Annotated in this window: 20 protein-coding genes; 9 read left to right on the forward strand and 11 right to left on the reverse strand. The window is 69.3% G+C overall.

Features of this window, described 5'->3' with window-relative positions; genetic code table 11:
* Positions 1-3: 3 nt before the first annotated feature.
* The 5 genes from AB0B50_RS20425 to AB0B50_RS20445 form a co-directional block, all read right to left on the reverse strand.
* The gene (locus tag AB0B50_RS20425; protein ID WP_362333415.1) at positions 4-918 is read right to left on the reverse strand and encodes an N-acetyltransferase; all 915 of its coding nucleotides are present in this window, start codon (positions 916-918) and stop codon (positions 4-6) included.
* A gap of 168 nt (positions 919-1,086) precedes the next feature.
* Positions 1,087-2,022 carry a zinc-binding dehydrogenase gene (locus AB0B50_RS20430; RefSeq protein ID WP_362333418.1) on the reverse strand — a complete coding sequence of 312 codons (936 nt, stop codon included), beginning with the start codon at positions 2,020-2,022 and terminating at the stop codon, positions 1,087-1,089.
* A gap of 342 nt (positions 2,023-2,364) precedes the next feature.
* Complete coding sequence (locus tag AB0B50_RS20435; protein WP_362333420.1) at positions 2,365-3,096, reverse strand: hypothetical protein; 732 nt, start codon at positions 3,094-3,096, stop codon at positions 2,365-2,367.
* Positions 3,097-3,532: 436 nt separating this feature from the next.
* On the reverse strand, positions 3,533-4,633 hold the full coding sequence (locus AB0B50_RS20440) for a HAMP domain-containing sensor histidine kinase (RefSeq protein ID WP_362333423.1): 1,101 nt from the start codon (positions 4,631-4,633) through the stop codon (positions 3,533-3,535).
* Positions 4,626-5,321 (reverse strand): response regulator transcription factor, encoded by a 696-nt coding sequence (locus AB0B50_RS20445; RefSeq protein ID WP_362333426.1) that lies wholly within the window; start codon positions 5,319-5,321, stop codon positions 4,626-4,628. The genes AB0B50_RS20440 and AB0B50_RS20445 overlap by 8 nt, the downstream gene beginning before the upstream one ends.
* 87 nt (positions 5,322-5,408) lie before the next feature.
* On the opposite strand from AB0B50_RS20445, the gene AB0B50_RS20450 reads away from it, so the two are divergent.
* Together AB0B50_RS20450 and AB0B50_RS20455 are read left to right on the forward strand one after the other, a co-directional pair.
* On the forward strand, positions 5,409-6,086 hold the full coding sequence (locus AB0B50_RS20450; RefSeq protein ID WP_362333943.1) for a M15 family metallopeptidase: 678 nt from the start codon (positions 5,409-5,411) through the stop codon (positions 6,084-6,086).
* 26 nt (positions 6,087-6,112) lie between these two features.
* Positions 6,113-7,243 (forward strand): endonuclease/exonuclease/phosphatase family protein, encoded by a 1,131-nt coding sequence (locus AB0B50_RS20455; protein WP_362333429.1) that lies wholly within the window; start codon positions 6,113-6,115, stop codon positions 7,241-7,243.
* Between the two features lie 49 nt (positions 7,244-7,292).
* On the opposite strand, the gene AB0B50_RS20460 is transcribed toward AB0B50_RS20455, so the two are convergent.
* The 3 genes from AB0B50_RS20460 to AB0B50_RS20470 form a co-directional block, all read right to left on the reverse strand.
* Positions 7,293-7,883 carry a hypothetical protein gene (locus tag AB0B50_RS20460; RefSeq protein ID WP_362333432.1) on the reverse strand — a complete coding sequence of 197 codons (591 nt, stop codon included), beginning with the start codon at positions 7,881-7,883 and terminating at the stop codon, positions 7,293-7,295.
* A 155-nt stretch (positions 7,884-8,038) separates the two neighbouring features.
* Complete coding sequence (locus tag AB0B50_RS20465; RefSeq protein WP_362333435.1) at positions 8,039-8,593, reverse strand: DoxX family protein; 555 nt, start codon at positions 8,591-8,593, stop codon at positions 8,039-8,041.
* A gap of 99 nt (positions 8,594-8,692) precedes the next feature.
* Positions 8,693-9,088: a hypothetical protein gene (locus AB0B50_RS20470; protein WP_362333438.1), complete on the reverse strand. Its 396-nt coding sequence runs from the start codon at positions 9,086-9,088 to the stop codon at positions 8,693-8,695.
* Between the two features lie 294 nt (positions 9,089-9,382).
* Here AB0B50_RS20470 and AB0B50_RS20475 point away from each other — a divergent pair, with 294 nt between their 5' ends.
* From AB0B50_RS20475 to AB0B50_RS20485, 3 genes are all read left to right on the forward strand, one after another.
* On the forward strand, positions 9,383-9,853 hold the full coding sequence (locus AB0B50_RS20475; RefSeq protein WP_362333440.1) for a DIP1984 family protein: 471 nt from the start codon (positions 9,383-9,385) through the stop codon (positions 9,851-9,853).
* Positions 9,854-10,160: 307 nt separating this feature from the next.
* Positions 10,161-10,721, forward strand: a complete 561-nt coding sequence (locus AB0B50_RS20480) for a GNAT family N-acetyltransferase (protein ID WP_362333443.1) — start codon at positions 10,161-10,163, stop codon at positions 10,719-10,721.
* Positions 10,722-10,847: 126 nt separating this feature from the next.
* Positions 10,848-11,501, forward strand: a complete 654-nt coding sequence (locus AB0B50_RS20485) for a DUF4232 domain-containing protein (protein WP_362333450.1) — start codon at positions 10,848-10,850, stop codon at positions 11,499-11,501.
* An 83-nt stretch (positions 11,502-11,584) separates the two neighbouring features.
* On the opposite strand, the gene AB0B50_RS20490 is transcribed toward AB0B50_RS20485, so the two are convergent.
* Together AB0B50_RS20490 and AB0B50_RS20495 are read right to left on the reverse strand one after the other, a co-directional pair.
* Entirely contained in the window at positions 11,585-12,643 is a 1,059-nt protein-coding gene (locus AB0B50_RS20490; RefSeq protein WP_362333453.1) for a vWA domain-containing protein, read from the reverse strand.
* A 143-nt stretch (positions 12,644-12,786) separates the two neighbouring features.
* The gene (locus tag AB0B50_RS20495; protein WP_362333456.1) at positions 12,787-13,683 is read right to left on the reverse strand and encodes a MerR family transcriptional regulator; all 897 of its coding nucleotides are present in this window, start codon (positions 13,681-13,683) and stop codon (positions 12,787-12,789) included.
* Positions 13,684-13,848: 165 nt separating this feature from the next.
* Here AB0B50_RS20495 and AB0B50_RS20500 point away from each other — a divergent pair, with 165 nt between their 5' ends.
* Positions 13,849-14,517 carry a molybdopterin-dependent oxidoreductase gene (locus tag AB0B50_RS20500; protein WP_362333945.1) on the forward strand — a complete coding sequence of 223 codons (669 nt, stop codon included), beginning with the start codon at positions 13,849-13,851 and terminating at the stop codon, positions 14,515-14,517.
* A gap of 22 nt (positions 14,518-14,539) precedes the next feature.
* Here AB0B50_RS20500 and AB0B50_RS20505 read toward each other — a convergent pair whose 3' ends face one another.
* Entirely contained in the window at positions 14,540-14,818 is a 279-nt protein-coding gene (locus AB0B50_RS20505; protein WP_362333458.1) for a hypothetical protein, read from the reverse strand.
* A gap of 81 nt (positions 14,819-14,899) precedes the next feature.
* Here AB0B50_RS20505 and AB0B50_RS20510 point away from each other — a divergent pair, with 81 nt between their 5' ends.
* The 3 genes from AB0B50_RS20510 (at position 14,900) to AB0B50_RS20520 (ending at position 16,584) form a co-directional block, all read left to right on the forward strand.
* Positions 14,900-15,460 carry a hypothetical protein gene (locus AB0B50_RS20510; protein ID WP_362333460.1) on the forward strand — a complete coding sequence of 187 codons (561 nt, stop codon included), beginning with the start codon at positions 14,900-14,902 and terminating at the stop codon, positions 15,458-15,460.
* Positions 15,461-15,617: 157 nt separating this feature from the next.
* Positions 15,618-16,070, forward strand: a complete 453-nt coding sequence (locus AB0B50_RS20515) for a peptidoglycan-binding domain-containing protein (protein WP_362333463.1) — start codon at positions 15,618-15,620, stop codon at positions 16,068-16,070.
* A 73-nt stretch (positions 16,071-16,143) separates the two neighbouring features.
* The gene (locus AB0B50_RS20520; RefSeq protein ID WP_362333466.1) at positions 16,144-16,584 is read left to right on the forward strand and encodes an OsmC family protein; all 441 of its coding nucleotides are present in this window, start codon (positions 16,144-16,146) and stop codon (positions 16,582-16,584) included.
* Positions 16,585-16,625: the final 41 nt, after the last annotated feature.

The raw sequence follows: 16,625 nt of genomic DNA on the forward strand, positions 1-16,625 counted from the left end.
CGGTTACTGAGGGCGGTGTTCCCAGCGGCGGTCGGTGCGCGTGAGTTCCTGGAAGCCCGCCGACGTCAGTTGGTCGATCGCCGTCTGGTCACCGGCAGATTCGTAGGCGACGAGGCGGTCCACGCCGCACAGACGGAGCCACTCGGCGGCCTGCGCGATGAGCACCTGTTCCAGGCCTCGGCCGTCGTGGGCCGCGGCGATGTGCAGGTTGCCGATGTCGGCCAGGCCCGCGGAACGGGTGTGGCGCTCGGCGCGGGACAAGGCCGTGTCGACCTCGATGAAACCGGCCGAGCGCCCGTCCTCGTACGCCGTGAATCGAGTGCCGCACTCCCCGAGCGTGCGCTCGATGGTGAGCCCCGGTTGCGGCTTGTGCGTGGGCAGGTCGGAGGTGCGCGCGATCAGGATCACTTCCGTGTCCCCGATGTGCCGGAAGCCCGCGTGTTCGTAAAGGGCGCGAATGTGCGGCCAGTTGCGCGGCAGACCATGGACGACCGGGGCGGGCAGGTCGCCGGAGGCGTGGCGGACGCGGACGTTCCACCGCGAGAGCTGGGCCAGGCAGGCGGACATCAGCGGCTGCGCGGCGTCGTCGGAGTCGGGCCAGAAGGAGGCCGGCGTACGGCACACGAACCAGCTGATCTCGCCCGCGTCCCGGTAGTCCTCACCGACCTCGACGTCGGCGCGGTAGCGCAGCAGGTGGGCCGCGGCCACCACGGACCCGCGCTGCTCGGCGACGAGCGTGGTCCGCTCGCGGACCCAGGGGTCGGTGATGAACTCGTCCGGCTGCCGATCGAGGCAGCTGAGAACGGTGTTGACGGAGACCGAGACTCCGGGAACGACAGCGGCGACATGCTGGTTGACCAACTCCGTGAGCTGATCGCGGTCGTCGCGGCGAAAGGGACGCACCGTGGGCGTGGACATGGGTGACCTCCGGACGGAGAACTGTGCAGGGAGGCCGCCATACGGTGCGGTATGCGGGCAACAGTACGTCAGTGCTGGTGCCGTCCGGAAGTATCCATGTGCTCGCCTTGATGTCTTCATGGTCCGCGGAGCCGTCACGGGACCAGCGGCGGACGCCGTCCTGTCCGTCTAGCGGATGTCGATGACGGCTTTGCCCGGCACCCGGCGGCCGGCTAGTTCGGCGGCTGCCTGCGCTACCTGTGTCCAGTCGGTGCGCAGGGCGACTTGCGGGTCCAGCTCGCCGCGGGCGGTGAGTGCGGCGAGCCAGGTGAGGTCATGGCCCAGGCCTGCGGCATCGTCCAGGAGGTAGTAGGTGGCGATTTGACGGTTGTGGCGACGGCCGTGGCCGAAGAGGGCCCCGTAGGGGAACTGCTCGCCGTCGCCGGATATGTGTCCTGCGGCGACCAGTACGCCGTTCTCGGTCAGGGCGTCGTGTGCGGCCACCATGTGGGCGCCGCCGACCAGTTCGACCACGCCGTGGCACGGTTCGAGGCGCTGGAGCGCGGCCAGGTCGGTGACGATGTCGTGGGCGCCGAGTGCGCGCAGAGCGTCCGCCTTCGCCGGATCGCTGGTCACCGCGGTGACATGTGCGCCGCCTCGGGCCGCTAGCTGCAGGGTGAAGCGGCCCACGCCGCCGCCCGCGCCGGTCACCAGGACGCGCCGTCCCAGGATCGGACCGATGCGGTGCAGGGCGCGCAGGGCCGTGCCCGCTGCCACCGGCAGGGTGCTGATCGGGCCGAGGTCGGCTCCCTCGGGCACCGTACCGATGAAATCGGTGTCCACGGCGCGCAGTTCGGCCCAGGCGCCGTCGGCCCCCACGGTGACGACGGGGGTGCCGACCGCGGGACCGGAGCCGTCTGCGGCTGCCCGGACCACCACGCCCGCCGCGTCCCAGCCGGGCACCGTGCCGGCTTCGCCCTCGGGGATCGCGTGGTGGACCTCGCCGGCGTTGAGGGAGAACGAGTGGACCTGGATCAGGGCCTGGTGGGCGGAGGGCTCGGGGTCGGCGACCGCGGTGAGCGTGAGGTGTCCTGGGGCTGAGTGATCGATCGTCAGTGCCTTCATGACGAGAGATAGTGCCACTGAGTGGCATAAGCGCACAAGTGGCAATCCTGCTGGTGGGCTTCGCCCGGTGCGGAAGGACCCCAAGGAACTGCCGCTGCGCGCGCAAGAAGCCGCGGACTCGTCGAGCCCCGGTCGATACGGCCCTCGACCCGTTCACCGCGTGGGACTCCACCGCGGTCGCACTGGACGAGATCGTCGATGCGATGCGGCCCAAGTCTCCAAGCGCACCTTCTTCCGTACCTTCACCTCGAAGGGAGGCGTGGCCCTGGCTCCGGAGAAGGAACTGTGAGCCGCCTGCCTCGCGGACATCGAGACCCGCCCCTGGCCGGCGAGCGCCCGGCCTCATCCACCCGTCGTGACCGGCTTGAGCCACCCCGACACATGCGTCGCGCCCTTGCCGTAGAGATCGTCCAGCCGCTTGCGCACGTCAGGTGTGGCGAGGATGACCTCGACATCGACCCTGCCCTTGGTCTCGTCGATGCCGGTACTCAACACGTGCTGGTCGGTGACGTCCTCTTCCAGCTTCCTCTGAATGCGCTTGAGCTCCGTCATGGTGCGCTGTGCGGAGGTCAGGCAGAGCGCGCCGCCCCACACGTCGCGGAGGGCTCCGCGGTGCCGTTCGGGATCGCCGGTGAAACGGAAGGTGACGGCCAACTGCCGGTAATCCGGGCGCTGTTCGGACGTCTTGGGGTGGCCCTTGAGGTAGGTGACCCAGCCTCCTGCATATCCGGGGAGGCTCTCGGCCACTTCGAAGACCTGGTCGTAGGTGTTCTCTGTGGCCTTACGGGGATCGGCCGGCCGCCGGCAGGGGATGCCTTCTCCGTCTTCCTCGCCCTGGTCCCGGGCGCGCTGCTTTGTCGCGACGGCTGGCGCCGTGAGGGAGAACCGCTTTCCGTCCCAGGTCCCGACCAGGTCGTACGCGCCCCATGTGGTGCCATTGCGAGTAGTGGACTTCACCTTGGTCCAGTCCCAGTCGGTGATGTCCGGACCGCCGCACTGGGGCGGCAGCGACTCGAGGACGTTGTAGCAGAGTTGCGGGCCGTGCTTGTCATCCTCCAGGACGGTGGCCGACACCGTATAGCGCTGCCGCTCTCCGGGTACCGCGTACCGGCCGCTCCCGTTCTCGTCGGGGTGCGTGGGTGGCGCGGCAGCCTCGCCTGAGCCACAGGCAGCGAGCGGGAGCAGCGTGGGAAGGGCGACGAGAGCAAGTAATCGGCGACGGTATGGCGCTGTCAGGGGCACGGCGCTGTGACGGTGGCCGACAGGAGGAGGTTCCGCCACGACCACAGCGAGCCGCGACCGCATCGGCGCGCTCCACGCGCGACCTGCTCCTCATGCTCGTGGGCAACTGCGGGATCATCCAGGCGTTCGAGGCCTACCCTCAGCACGCCCCGCTGTCGGCACCGGCCCGTCAGATGTTCCCGGCATCCGGCACCCGGCACCTGGCACCCGGCGCCCGACAGCGGCTGACACCAGGGCCGGAGATCGGGCCTTCGGAGCAGCAGACTGCTCAGCGCGCTTGCCATTCCATGGGGCGACTGCGCGGCGCTGTCGCGGGGAGTTCGACGGTGATCCGCAGCCCGCCGGCCGGGCGTGGGGCGAGGGTGAGCGTTCCGTCGTGTGCCTGGGTGATGGTCTCGACGATCGCCAGGCCGAGTCCGACGCCCGCGTGGTCGGCGTGAATGCGTTCGGTGCCGCGCTGGAACGGCTCGGTGAGTGTCGCGGTCAGCTCCGGAGTGAGCTTCTCGCCGGTGTTCTCGACCGTCAGCACCACAGTCGTGGGGCGTACGTCGGTATGGACCCACACGGTGCCTTGCTCGGGCAGGTTGTGGACGATCGCGTTGTGCACGAGGTTCGTGGTCAGCTGCAGCAGGAGCGCCGGTGACCCGACCGTGAGGGCGATGTCGCCGCTGGTCTCGAGGGTGACGCCGTGCCTTTCCGCGAGGGGGAGGAGCGTTTCGGTGGTTTCCTCCGCCAGGAGGGACAGGTCGACGGGTTCCCGGGTGAACGACCGCTGGTTGGCGCGGCTGAGCAGGAGCAGTGCCTCGGTGAGGTCGATCGCCCGGGTGTTGACGGCGTGGAGGCGGTCGACGAGTGCGCCGGTGTCGTGGTGCGGATCGGTGCGGGCCACGTCGAGCAGGGCCTTCGAGGTCGCCAGCGGGGTGCGCAGCTCGTGCGAGGCGTTGGCTGCGAACCTCTGCTGTTCGGCGACGTGTGCTTCGAGCCGCGCGAGCATCGTGTCGAAGGCGTCGGCCAGTTCGCGGAACTCGTCCTTGCGGCCCGGTAGTTGGATGCGGTGGGACAGCGATCCGTTCGCGGCCATGCGGGTGGCGTGCGTGATGAGGTCCAGCGGGGCGAGCATGCGGCCGGCGAGGAACCACCCGCCCCCGAGACCGAACAGCAGCAGGAACAGCATCGTGACGGCCGCCATCGGGGCGAAGTCGCGCACGACGGAGAGGCCGTAGTCGGGCTCGAAGACCAGCCCGACGTGCCTCACGCGCGTCAGGAACAACCACCCGGCGACGAGCATCAGGGAGCCGGCCAGCATGAGGAATCCGGTGTAACTGAGGGTGAGTTTGAGGCGAATGCTCAGACCGGGCTGCCTATCCACGGTCCCCTCCCTCACGTCCGGCGCCGGGTGCTGTGTCGATGCGGTAGCCGACGCCCGGCACGGTGGCGATGATCCAGGGCTCGCCGAGCCGTTTTCGCAGGGCCGAGACAGTGATGCGTACGGCGTTGGTGAACGGGTCGGCGTTCGCGTCCCACGCCCGTTCCAGGAGTTGCTCGGCGCTGACGACACCGCCGTCGGCGGCGACGAGGACTTCGAGCACGGCGAACTGCTTCCTGGTCAGCGCGACATAGCGGTCGTCCCGGTAGACCTCGCGGCGGAACGGGTCGAGCCGCAGACCCGCGATCTCCCGCACGGGCGGTCTGCTGTGGGCGCGTCTGCGGTCGAGTGCTCTGAGCCTGAGCGCGAGTTCCTGGAGCTCGAAGGGTTTCGTGAGGTAGTCGTCGGCGCCGAGTTCGAATCCTGATGCCTTGTCGTCGAGGCGGTCGGCCGCGGTGAGCATGAGGATCGGCATGCCGCTGCCGGAGGCGACGATGCGCCGGGCGACCTCGTCACCGGAGGGTCCGGGGATGTCGCGGTCGAGTACGGCGATGTCGTAGGCGTTGACGCTCAGCAGCTCCAGAGCGGTGTCGCCGTCGCCTGCGATGTCGGCCGCGATCGCTTCCAGGCGCAGGCCGTCGCGGATGGCGTCAGCCAGAAAGGGTTCGTCCTCGACGATCAGCACGCGCATGCTCTCGATGCTACGAGTGGGCACATATCGTCCGCGTATCAAAAAGCGCATACGTGCCCACAACACCGCACTGCCTTGACTGGCGCCATGAATCACACGCCGCCATCAGCGCGAACGATGACCCGCCGGATTCACCGGCGCCTTGTCGTTGTCGTCGGCCTGACAGCCGTCATCGCGGCGATCGCCGCAACCCTTGGCCATCAGGTCCTGAGTTCCTCGACCTCCTCTTCTTCCTCGGCCTCTTCGTCCTCCTTGTCCTCCCCGGCCGCCCCTCGCTCGAAGGGGCCTGGCAGCGCGCACAGTGGTGCGCTGGGGGAGGCCGACGGCGCCGTCCCCGACGGCACGACAGTCTTCGACGGCGACGTGCCGGCTGTGGGCAACCTTGATCCGGACGTACTCAAGGCCCTCCACCGAGCTGCGAATGGCGCCGCGGGCGACGGGGTCGCCCTCTACGTCAACAGCGGCTGGCGTTCCCCGGAATACCAGCATCAGCTTCTTCGCAAGGCGGTCGACAAGTACGGGTCCGAAGCCGAGGCCGCCCGATGGGTGGCCACCGCGAAGACGTCTCCTCACGTGTCGGGGGAAGCGGTCGACATCGGACGCTCCGACGCGACGGAGTGGCTGTCCGAACACGGCACCGAGTACGGGCTCTGCCAGATCTACGGGAACGAGCCCTGGCACTACGAATTGCGCCCCGAGGCGATCGACGACGGCTGCCCGCGGATGTACGCCGACCCCACCCAGGACCCGAGGATGCGGCAGTGACCGGCAGCGAACGAGGACAGACGACCATGCAGGTCGACACGGCGGAGCCGACCGGCCAGGAGGGCGCAGGCCTCCGGGCTACCGGCTCCTCCGGTACGTGGCGCGCGGGCATCCGGAGGGTGGGCCTTCCTCAGGCTCACGGCCGCGCCCGAGCAGGGGATACCCCGTCCAATGCCCCGTTCGTCTTCCGGCCAGGGCCCTGGAAGCGCGGCCTGGTGCTCGCGGCGCTGGCGCTGCTGCTCGGCCTGTTCATGCTGCTGCACGCACAGTTCACGGACCGCGGGGGCATCGGCAGCCTGGTGGAGACCACCCTGCCGTGGTTCGGCCTGTTCGTCCCGGTGCTGCTGGCCGGAGCGCTGTGGCGCCGCTCAGCCTCGGCGGTTCTCGCGCTGCTGCTGCCGGTGGCGGTGTGGCTGAGCCTCTTCGGCGGGCTGCTCATCGACAAGTCCCACTCGGGCGGCGATCTCACCGTCGTCAGCCACAACGTCGACGCCGACAACCCCGACCCGGTCGGCACCGCCCGCGACCTGGCGGCCTCCGGCGCGGACGTACTGGCTCTGGAGGAGATCAGCTCGCAGGCCAAGCCGCTCTACGAGAAGGAACTGGCGAAGGCGTATCCGCACCACACGGTGCAGGGCACGGTCGGGTTGTGGAGCAAGCTGCCGCTGTCGGACACCCGGCCGGTCGGCACCGCGCAGGATGTCGGGCCGCTGGGGGACGCCAAGCCGATCGACGCCAAGATGGCCGACAACCGGGCGCTGCGCACGACGGTGGCCACGGACCAGGGGCCGCTGGCGGTGTATGTGGCCCACCTGGGATCCGTGCGGGTGGTTCCTGGGGTGGGTTTCGCGACGGACGACCGGAATCGCGGCGCGCAGGCGCTGACCAAGGCCATTGCCGCCGAGCGCAACAAGCGGGTGGTGTTGCTCGGTGACCTGAACGGCACGATGGACGACCGCGCGTTCACCGGCATCACCTCGCATCTGCGCTCGGCCCAGGAGTCGGCCGGGGACGGCTTCGGCTTCAGCTGGCCGGCGGAGTTCCCGGTGGTGCGGATCGACCAGATCTTGGTGCGGGGCGTGGATCCGGCGAGTTCGTGGGTGCTGCCGGCCACCGGCAGCGATCACCGGCCGGTCGCGGCCGGGATCAGCTGGTGACCCGGGATCAGCTGGTGATCATGTGAGGCACGTCGTGAGGTCCCGGCGCTCAGTGGCCGCCGCGGGGTTCGAAGCAGCCGGTCTCCATGTACGGGCCGTTGGTGGAGACCTGGAAGTTGGTCGGTTGCGTGAATGCGGTGACGCAGGCGTCCTTGCGGACGAGGAGAGCGATCCGGGTGCCTTCGGGGGTGACGTAGTGGTCGGTCTCGAAGCGCGAGTCCATCTCCTGCACGGTGAGTCTTCCGAGCGTCTGTTCGCCGTCCGGGGCTGTCCGGTAGCCGAGATCGACCAGCGCCGCGCGTACCCTCTTCGGGTCCCACACCTTGTCTGCCCAGAGCCGTTTGAGGACGGGTTCGATGCGGGCGGCCTCTTCGCGGGCCGCCTTCTCGCCGGCGGGGGACATGTCCTTGGGGAACTTGAAGCTGTTGTTCTCGCGGTAGTGCGGGGCTCCGTCGTGGGAGTCGGGCTCCACGTTGCCCGGCGCGGGGCCGACAGGGGAGCGGGTGGCGCCATGACTCGGGGTGGAGCCGGTCGCCGTCGGCGTGGAGTCGGCCGCCGTTGGCGCCGAGTCGGCCGCTGCCGAGGCGGAGTCGGCCGTCGTCGGACCGGAGCGCTCCTGACCACAAGCGGTCAGTGTCAAGGCGGCTCCCAGAAGGAGAGCTCCTGCCATGCATGTGGATCTGGATATCTGCATAGGAGGGACTCTGCCATGAGTGTCGGCCTGACCTGCGCTGCAAGACGTAAGGTCAAGGGCTTCCGCGCACCGCTGGGGGAAGCCCTTGACCACGTCGGGCGTCAGCTGCGCAAGGTCACGAGGACGATGCCCGCTGCGGCGGCGCCGAATGCCACGGCGGCGATGCCGTGGGAGAGCCGGTGTGCGCGCAGTACGGGCAGGAGCCGGTCGACCGCGAACCTTCCTGGCCCGGCCAGGGCCAGACTGGCGGCCGCGACAAGGAGCAGCAGGTCGAACTCGATGCCGGTGGGGCCGAAGAATCCGCTGCCCCACTTCACGGCCATGACGTTGAGCATGATGCCCACGATGCCCGCCCCGGCGAGCGGGGTGAGGAAGCCGATGACGAGGCCCAGACCGGCCAGGGTCTCGGTGAGCCCGGCGACCACGGCCATGGTCCGGGCGGCCGAGTAACCGCTGCCCGCGAAGAATCCGGCGGTGCCGTCGAGGCCGCCGCCGTCGAACCAGCCGAAGAGCTTCTGGGACCCGTGGGCGGCCATCGTCAGCCCGACCGCCCAGCGCAGCAGGAGGAGCCCGAGGTCACTGCCGGGCTGCACGGGAGCGGGAAGGTTGGTTGTGTCGCTGTGCGAGGTGGTGCGCGTACGGGTGAATGCGGACATGGATGTCTCTCCTGTGGGTGAGTGCTGCGGGTGAACGCGCAGCACGGTGATGCCGACAGGCCAGGTACGGCTCTGACGGCTTGCGGGGAGAGATCCCGTCTACGTTCTGATGATCTGGATTCTGTACAGGTCGACCGAGGTCGTGCCGGGCGGTGAAGCACCGGGCAGGCTCAGTACGTCGTCCTGCGGCCCGGACGGCGCGGGCACCGACTTGGGGACGTGCGCCCCGGGTTGTTCGGGGCACGGCACCACCGCACCGCGTGGCCCCCCGGGCTGTTCCTCGTGACAGCCGCGGTCCTCGACGCGGAAGCTCCCCCGCACGGCGGGCACGACGGCGGGCGCGACCGCGGCCACGCTGCGGTCGCTCGCGGACTTCGCGGAAGAGGAGCCCGCCGACCCTTCGGTACCGAACACCGGGACCAGGAAGAGGAAGACGAGGGCAAGCAGGACCGCGCGCACGATGCCGTGCTGAGGTCGCATCTGCCGCGTCGCCATGTTCCGACCGATGTTAAGGCGGTAACCGTAGCGGGCGCAGGGGCAGATTGAGACAGGCCGTTCGACGCGGCGTGAAGCCAAGGAGCTCGGCCCCTCTCACCCACCCTCACCCACGCTTGGTCGCCGGGCCGCATGAGAGCCGTGACGTAGTCGTCCTCCAGCGCGGCGAAGCCCCGGTCCAGACATGCCTGGGCGGCCTCGGTCCGGCCAAAGCGGAGAGGAAAACCTGGTGCGTATGCGCTGGTTTGCGCTCGTATACTCGTGCGAGCTCAAGAGAGACGGGAGGTGGGGGCAGTGAAGCTTGCCGAGGCACTGGCGGAACGTGCGGAGGCCACACGGCGTGTGGAGCAGTTGCGGTCGCGGGTCGTCAGCAACGCGCGGTACCAGGAAGGCGAGACGCCCTCGGAGGATGCCGGTCAGCTCCTGGCCGAGGCCGGTGAGGCGCTGGACACCCTCGAATCGCTGATCCGGCGGATCAACCGGACCAACGCCGCCGTGGAGATGGGACCGGACGGCACGCTCACCGACGCGCTGGCGCGCCGGGACGTCCTGCGGCTGCGTCACTCGGTGGTCACCGCGGCGGCGGACGCGGCAGCGGGGAGCGGCGAGCGCGGCTACGGCCGGCAGCTGCGATCCGAGCTGATGATGCTCTCCGCGCTCCCGGTCGCGGAACTGCGCGCCCAGGCGGATGTCCTCGCCAGGGAGATCCGCGAGGTCGACGCGCGGATTCAGCGTACGAACTGGGAGGTCGACCTGCTGGACTGACGGACCGACTGGTCCGGCAGGCGAAGTCCGGCAGGCGAAGACGGTGTGGAGCAGGTAGCTGCTTCGGAGGCGTGCACACGCCGAGGCCGGCGGTACATCCGGCCCACCTGTGGCGCGTGGAGAGCAACGCTGGGGTTCGACTCCCCATCAACAGTGCAGCTCAGCACGGTGTACAGGTAACAGTGCACATCGCACGGCACATCACCACGTGCAGATCCGAAGCGGTGAGGGCGGGTTCGGGGCTCTCCACATCGCAGACCCCTACAGGCCGTTGCCACGAGCCGTGCGGCGAAGAACCATGGCTGCCATGCAGCGACCGAGGCAGATCATCGAGTGTGGCGACTTCGTCCTGCGACGCTGGCGGGGACAGGCCGACTTCGCTCCGGCATTCACGTTGATCGAGGAGTCCCTGGACCACCTGCGCCCGTGGGAGCCGTGGGCCGCCCGGCACAGCGAGCAGAGCACCCGGGACTTCCTCGCGAAGGCCGAGTGGAAGTGGGCGAACGGCGATGTGTACAACTACGCCATCGCCAAAGACGGCACTCTCCTGGGCATGTGCCAGACCTACCGAGGGGCCGAACCCCAAGGGCGACGCGTGGGGTACTGGCTGCACCCGGCCGCCACCGGCCAGGGCATCGCCACGAGAGCGGCGGCGGCCGTGGTCGCCGAGATGTTCACCCTGCCGGACGTGGAGTACCTGGAAATCGCGCATGACCTGGCCAACACGTCCAGCGCCGCCGTGCCCCGCCGGTTGGGCTTCACCGAAATCCTGCGTGAACCGGCAACGCGGCCCGCGGCTCCCTCGGGCAGCGGCATCGTGGTGGTCTGGCGGCTGAACCGCCCTGCGCCGTGTCTTTCTTGTACGTGATCGGTAACAGACGTACGCGGCGCATGCGTTGAGGGCGGTTCCTGGTGCAGACTCTGCTCGCGATCGAGAGCCGAGGGCTGTTGAAAGCCGCGAGCTCACGTGTGTATCTGACAACGGGGGAACATCATGAACGCTGCTGTCCACAAGAACCGCATGCCACGCAAGGGTTGGAAGTCCCGCGTCCTCGGCGCTGCCGCCGTCACCGTGCTGCTCGGGGCCACGGCCTGCGAGCCGGGGACGGCCGAGGACTCGAACGACGCCAAGCCCGCCGACCGGCCGAGCGCGACGAGTTCGGCGAAGCCGGGGGACGACAACGGCGGCGGAAGCAGCACAACCGTCGCCGCCTGCTCGGCCGACGAACTCGCCGTATCCGCCGAGAAGGAACCCGCGGACAGCAAGGACGCCAGGCACCTCCTCATCACCGTCCAGAACACCGGTGACGAGAAGTGCGACGTCTACCACTACCCGTACGTGAAGATCGGCGACGCCCAGGCCACGACCCCTGTGATCAAGGACAGCAGCCCGGACCCGGGAAAGCCCATGACCATCGCGCCGGGCGAGGAAGCGTACGCCGCCCTGCTCGTCGCGGGCGGCGCCAGGGACGAGTACGAGGCGAAGAGCATCAGCCTGACCCTCCACGGCAGCAAGCCCGGCAGCAAGGCGGGCGGGCCGATCGATGTCCCGATGCCTGTCGACGCGCTCTACGCGGACGACGGTCAACTCGTCACCTACTGGACGACGGCCTCCGGCGGCGCCTTGGACTTCATCATGTCGAAGTGACCGCAAGCGCTCAGCCACACGCCAGGGTGCATGGCTGAGCGCTTCCTTCGGCTTCCGAATGCTGTGCTTCGACTTCTCTGATGTCAGAGCATGATGAGCAAGCGCGTATTCGGCTTGAGTTTCCTGTTCACCGAACGGCTCTGTACGTACACCTCCAGCTTTGGGTTGTTGCCCGCCTTCACAGAGACGGTTCCCTGGATATCCGTACCGAACAGAAGGCTGCGCGCCGCGTCTCCCGTATAAGCGCGGTCGGTGTCTTTCTCGACCACGATGACTTCCTTGTTCTGCTGGACCTGCGCGCGGGCGCCCAACTGGTAGTAGCAGGCACCGCGTTCGTACGTCACGCCCGGATGCGAGTTCACGAAGGGGCGGATCTCGGTTTCCTGGTCGACCTTCAGGAGGCGGTACTTGTCGGCCGGAATCGGTTCGAGATTGGCCCGCACCTCGTCGACTGATATGTCCTGTCCGACGGCGAACAGGTTCTTCGTGCCACGCACGCCCTGCTCTCGTCCTCGGAGGAAGCTGGTGGCGGCGGCACGCACGGTGCCGATCGCCTCTTCGACGCCCTTCTGGGAGTCCGCGTCCCAGATCGCGATGTTTCCCGCCGGGAAGCCGTAGTTCTGTGCGGTGCGCTTGGCCAGGGAGTTGGGCACGAGGATCGCGGAGGTCCAGTGGCCGGGAAGCGCGCCCATCTTCGCCGTGATCCTGTCGAGCCAGGGGCCGAGGATCGTCATGTCGCCGTCGTGCCGCCTGTCGCCGCCGGAGGCGTTCTCCTCGCCGTCCGTCACCACGATCTGGAGGAAGCTGTGCTCCCCGTATTCCTCCCAGATGTGGCCCAGGTCGTCCAGGGACTTCAAAGAAGCCTCGATGAGTGCCGTGGCTCCATTGTTGACGCGGTACAGGCCCCGCATGGACGGAAGATGCTTCACGTCCATGTCCCAGACCAGATTCTCGACCTGGTGGTCGAAGGAGTAGAGGCTGATTCGCGTCTCGTGGCCGAGGCTGTCCGATTCGGCCTTCAGCCCTGCGACGAACTCGTCCACGACACGAATGAGTTGACTCTGATGCGGACGCATGGAACCCGAACAGTCCACCACCAGAGCGACGTGATTCACCTTGTGCTGGATCTTGTTTGCAGGCATGTTTCTGCTTCCCCTCCGAGGCTCCCCGAGTGATGCATTCACTCTATGGGGAGGCACTGACAACGGCCTTTGGCGACGCCTTCGACGACGGCCTCGGGGAGGGCTTCGGAGAGGGCCTTGGGCGGGCGGTCACTTGCGCCGGTTCACCTCGCGGGGCCGTGCTCGGCGATGACCCCCTCCACGAGCCAGCAGTGCGTCTTCCCCAGGCTCGGCCCGGGCGTGGTGGCGAGGGCGTCCCGGTGCTGCCAGTAGCGACGGAACGGGGGAGTGGTGGCCTGCATTTCGGTGGCCATGAACGTACGGAAGGCGGGGGTGTCCTCCATACCGCGGGCGCGGGCGCAGGCGCGGCAGAAGGCTTCCAGCGCCTCGCACTTGTGCGGTGCGCGCCCGGCGGCGATGGCCGGTGCGGCGCCGTTCTGGGCGTCGAGGAGTGCCTCGTACATCGATGCCTTGTCCCGCACGTGGGGCGCGGCCCAGTAGTCCACGAACGCGGGCTCCCCTACGAGGATGTGGAGCTCGGCGTAGGCAAGGACGGCCTCGGGTGTGGGATCGTGCGGCAGCTCGGGAACGGCCTGGGCGATGATGGCATCGGCCAGGCGTGCAGGCAGACCCGAGGGGAGGACGTGCTGCCACGCCTGGGTGAGGTCCGCGGCGGCCTGCGGCCGGCAGGCGACCCTGGCCAGTAGGTGCAGCCGGCGCAGCCGCTCGGGGCCGGAGCTCTCCTCCAGTGCCTGCAACACCGCCTCGCGCCACCGCAGTTCGCTCAATTGGGACTGCGTGCTCTCCAGCTGCCGGGTCACCAGATCGCCGAGGTGGTACCCGCCGGACGCGGCGTCGGTGAGGGCCGCGATCGGCACATCCAGCGCACGCAACTGCCGGACCATGCGCAGCTGTTCGAGGGCTTGTGGCGGGTAGCGGCGATGGCCTCCCCGGCTGCGCGGGGCCGTCGTCAGCAGGCCGACGTCGGTGTAGTAGCGGATGGCCTTCACCGAGAGCCCTGTACGTGTGGCGAGTTCGCCAATCGACCAAGTGACGTGCATCTCAGCCCCTTGAATCTCCCGTGCGGTGGAGGTCCTAGCGTATGAAGCACCGGCCCCCACGGCACGAAGCGGGGGCCGGATGCCCGGCTCCGGTGCAGGGCGGGGGAGTTCACCGGAGCCGGGCCGCATGGACTGAAGCCCGGCACCCGATGGAGGACCGACGTGATGCTTCCACCAGGCCAACGTGCCGTCGACGGATTCCCTCGCTTCGGCACGCATCTCCATCACCCGCCGCCGCCGGTCCCGGCCGACCCGGCGATCGTGATCGGCGGAGCGATGATCGAGGCCGTCACTGTGGCCGTGAGCGACCTCGCGAAGCTGCCATGCGAAGAGATGCCGGCCGACTTCCACTGCGTCGCCGGGTGGTCGGCGACCAACCTGCTCTGGGAAGGAGTCGCGTTCGCGGTCCTGTACCGCCTGCGGGTGGAGCCGTTGCTCGCGTCGGACGTGTCCGTCAGCCATGTCGTCTTCGAGGGGCTCGACGGTCACCGGTCGGTCGTCTTGCTGGAGGACGCCTTGGCCGCCGACGTGCTCATCGCCGACCGCCTCGACGGAGAGCCGCTCAACAGCGACCACGGAGCTCCGGTGCGCCTGGTCAGCCCCAGCCAGTACGGCTTCGTCAGCACCAAGCACCTCTGTCGGATCGAACTCCACACGACCCGCCCTCGGGACCCCGACCGGTGGTCGCCGATCGTGTCGCACCGCAGGGCGAGGGTCTGGCAGGAGGAACGCCACCGCTATGTTCCCGGCCGGGTGGTGAGGCCGGTGTACCGGGCGCTGATCGCGCCGATCCGCGCTCTGAGCGCCCGCGGCAGCCGTACGAAGCCGCGGTGACATCCGTTCGTTGCCGCCCCGTTCATGCCACTCCGTCTTGGGAAGGGGTGCCCACGACAGGGACGTCCTCGCAGGGCTCGGCTCCCACCGGCGGTACGCGGCGCAGGACACGTACCGCGATGACGGCGAGGGCGACCGAGACGACGGCCCCGGCCGCCGCGACGACACTCATGCCGAAGAGCGTCACTCCGCTGGTGACCATCACGCCGCCCAGCATGAGGAGCAGCGTTCCGGCGAAGGCCCGCTCGGTGAACAGCCGTACCTCCATGAGGGGGTCGGCCAGCGTCCGCCGGCGTCGCACGAACACCGTTCCCAGCAGGAGACCTACGCGGAGGCGGAACGTCTCCACCGGGTCTGCCTGGAGCTGACCCAAGAGCTGGGCATGTGGCCGCAGCACGCCGAGAAGCTGGCCGACCTCGGCCGACTCGCCCTGCTGCGCGGCGAGTTCGGGCGGGCCGACGAACTGCTCGGACAGGCCCGGCAACTGGCCGCCGAGCACTCCCGCCCGGTGGGTGAGCAGTACGCGGAACCGGGGCTCGGCCTCAGCGCCTGCCGCCAGGGGAAGTTGGACGGGGCCGAGGCCCACTTCCGCGCCTGGCTGGAGCCCGATCGCGCCGCACGGGCCTATCCCGCCCTCGCCCTCATCCTCGCCGAGCTGGGCTTCATCGCGGAGCTGCGGGGCGACGCGGACGGCGCGCTGACCCTCCACGAGGAAGCCCTGGCGAACGCCGACCTCTCCGGCGACCCCCGCTCGGTCGCACTCGCCCTGGAAGGCCTGGCAGGCGGCCACGCCCTGGCCGGAGGCCCCGCACGCGCGAGGCGCCTGCTCGCCGAGGCGGCGGCCCTGCGGGAGCACGCCGGGGTGCCACTGCCTCCGGCCGAACGCGCCGACGCCGACCGCATCACGGCGGCCGTGCAGGTGGCGGAGCCACCGGCCCGCTGAACGGCGTCCGGCTACCGCGGGAGGTCTACAGCCTTGGTTGCACGAGGCTCAACCGGCTGCGGGATGTGGGACCGGCCCGACGTTTCCTACGGTCTGAGAGGTCCAGACACCGCCCTTTGTCCCCGGACAAGGGACTCAGACAAGGAAGTGAAAAGACATGCGACGCATCGTCACGCATGCGCTTGTGAGCGCCACCGCCGTCGTCGGGATCGCGGCAGGAAGCCTGGCGGGCACCGGTGCCGCCTTCGCGGCATCCCCGCCCACCGCCAGGACCGCGGTCAGTGCCGACGGCGTCTCCGCCCTCGCGGTGAACAACCTCGGCCTGAGCACCGCCAAGGCGAAGAACTGGCAGTGCTTCGTGAGGAGCGAGGGCTTCGACCCCGGCACGATCGACGGCAAGTTGGGCACCGACAGCTGGAAGGCGACTCAGCGGTACTTCAACGACCGCGGCTACAACGTCGGCAGCAAGCTGGTCGTGGACGGCATCGTCGGAAAGAACACCATCAAGGCCCTGCAGAACTTCCTGGGGGTCCCCGTCGACGGGATCGCGGGACCGCGGACCAAGGGCATCTTCGCCGACTTCAACACGGTGGAGTGGTGCCGGGCATGAGGTCGGGGCGCGACGTGTGAAGCCCGGCGCCGGCCTGCCCGATGGCGGGCCCGCCCCGGGTTACCGTTCCGCCATGGCCGACTACCGCATCGAGACCGTACGCAATGGCGAACGCGACTGGACCGCCCGCAACGACCGCGGCGCCGAGGTCCGGATCGCCGCCGCCGACAACCCCGACGCCCAGCCCTCCTTCACCCCCGTCGAACTCCTCCTCGCCGCGCTCGGCGGCTGCGGCGGACTCGTCGTGGACCGCACGGCACGGACCGTCGACCACGACGGGCTGCGCATCGTCGTGGACTCGGTGTCCCGGCCCGAGGACGACGGCCGCGTCGGCGTCGTCCGGGTCGCCTACGAACTCGAGCTCCCCGAGGGCGACGGCAAAGCAGCCGAGACGCTGGAGCGCGCCATCCGGCTGACCCACGAGAAGTACTGCACCGTCAGCCGCACCGTCGAACACGGCGCGCGCGTCGAGGCGCTCGGGCCCGACGGGACCACGCTCTTCGCCGGGGGATGAGCGCAGGAAGCCCCTGCCGTCGACCCGCGGGCCGACGGCAG

The sequence above is a fragment of the Streptomyces sp. NPDC041068 genome (assembly GCF_040647455.1).
In the GTDB taxonomy this organism is placed as follows: Bacteria; Actinomycetota; Actinomycetes; order Streptomycetales; family Streptomycetaceae; genus Streptomyces.

Coding starts and splice junctions, on each gene's coding strand:
- AB0B50_RS20425 (WP_362333415.1), bottom strand. CDS start 918: ATGTCCACGCCCACGGTGCGTCCCTTTCGCCGCGACGACCGCGATCAG.
- AB0B50_RS20430 (WP_362333418.1), bottom strand. CDS start 2,022: ATGAAGGCACTGACGATCGATCACTCAGCCCCAGGACACCTCACGCTC.
- AB0B50_RS20445 (WP_362333426.1), bottom strand. CDS start 5,321: ATGCGCGTGCTGATCGTCGAGGACGAACCCTTTCTGGCTGACGCCATC.
- AB0B50_RS20450 (WP_362333943.1), top strand. CDS start 5,409: ATGAATCACACGCCGCCATCAGCGCGAACGATGACCCGCCGGATTCAC.
- AB0B50_RS20455 (WP_362333429.1), top strand. CDS start 6,113: ATGCAGGTCGACACGGCGGAGCCGACCGGCCAGGAGGGCGCAGGCCTC.
- AB0B50_RS20465 (WP_362333435.1), bottom strand. CDS start 8,593: ATGTCCGCATTCACCCGTACGCGCACCACCTCGCACAGCGACACAACC.
- AB0B50_RS20470 (WP_362333438.1), bottom strand. CDS start 9,088: ATGGCGACGCGGCAGATGCGACCTCAGCACGGCATCGTGCGCGCGGTC.
- AB0B50_RS20480 (WP_362333443.1), top strand. CDS start 10,161: ATGCAGCGACCGAGGCAGATCATCGAGTGTGGCGACTTCGTCCTGCGA.
- AB0B50_RS20485 (WP_362333450.1), top strand. CDS start 10,848: ATGAACGCTGCTGTCCACAAGAACCGCATGCCACGCAAGGGTTGGAAG.
- AB0B50_RS20490 (WP_362333453.1), bottom strand. CDS start 12,643: ATGCCTGCAAACAAGATCCAGCACAAGGTGAATCACGTCGCTCTGGTG.
- AB0B50_RS20495 (WP_362333456.1), bottom strand. CDS start 13,683: ATGCACGTCACTTGGTCGATTGGCGAACTCGCCACACGTACAGGGCTC.
- AB0B50_RS20500 (WP_362333945.1), top strand. CDS start 13,849: ATGCTTCCACCAGGCCAACGTGCCGTCGACGGATTCCCTCGCTTCGGC.
- AB0B50_RS20510 (WP_362333460.1), top strand. CDS start 14,900: ATGTGGCCGCAGCACGCCGAGAAGCTGGCCGACCTCGGCCGACTCGCC.
- AB0B50_RS20515 (WP_362333463.1), top strand. CDS start 15,618: ATGCGACGCATCGTCACGCATGCGCTTGTGAGCGCCACCGCCGTCGTC.
- AB0B50_RS20520 (WP_362333466.1), top strand. CDS start 16,144: ATGGCCGACTACCGCATCGAGACCGTACGCAATGGCGAACGCGACTGG.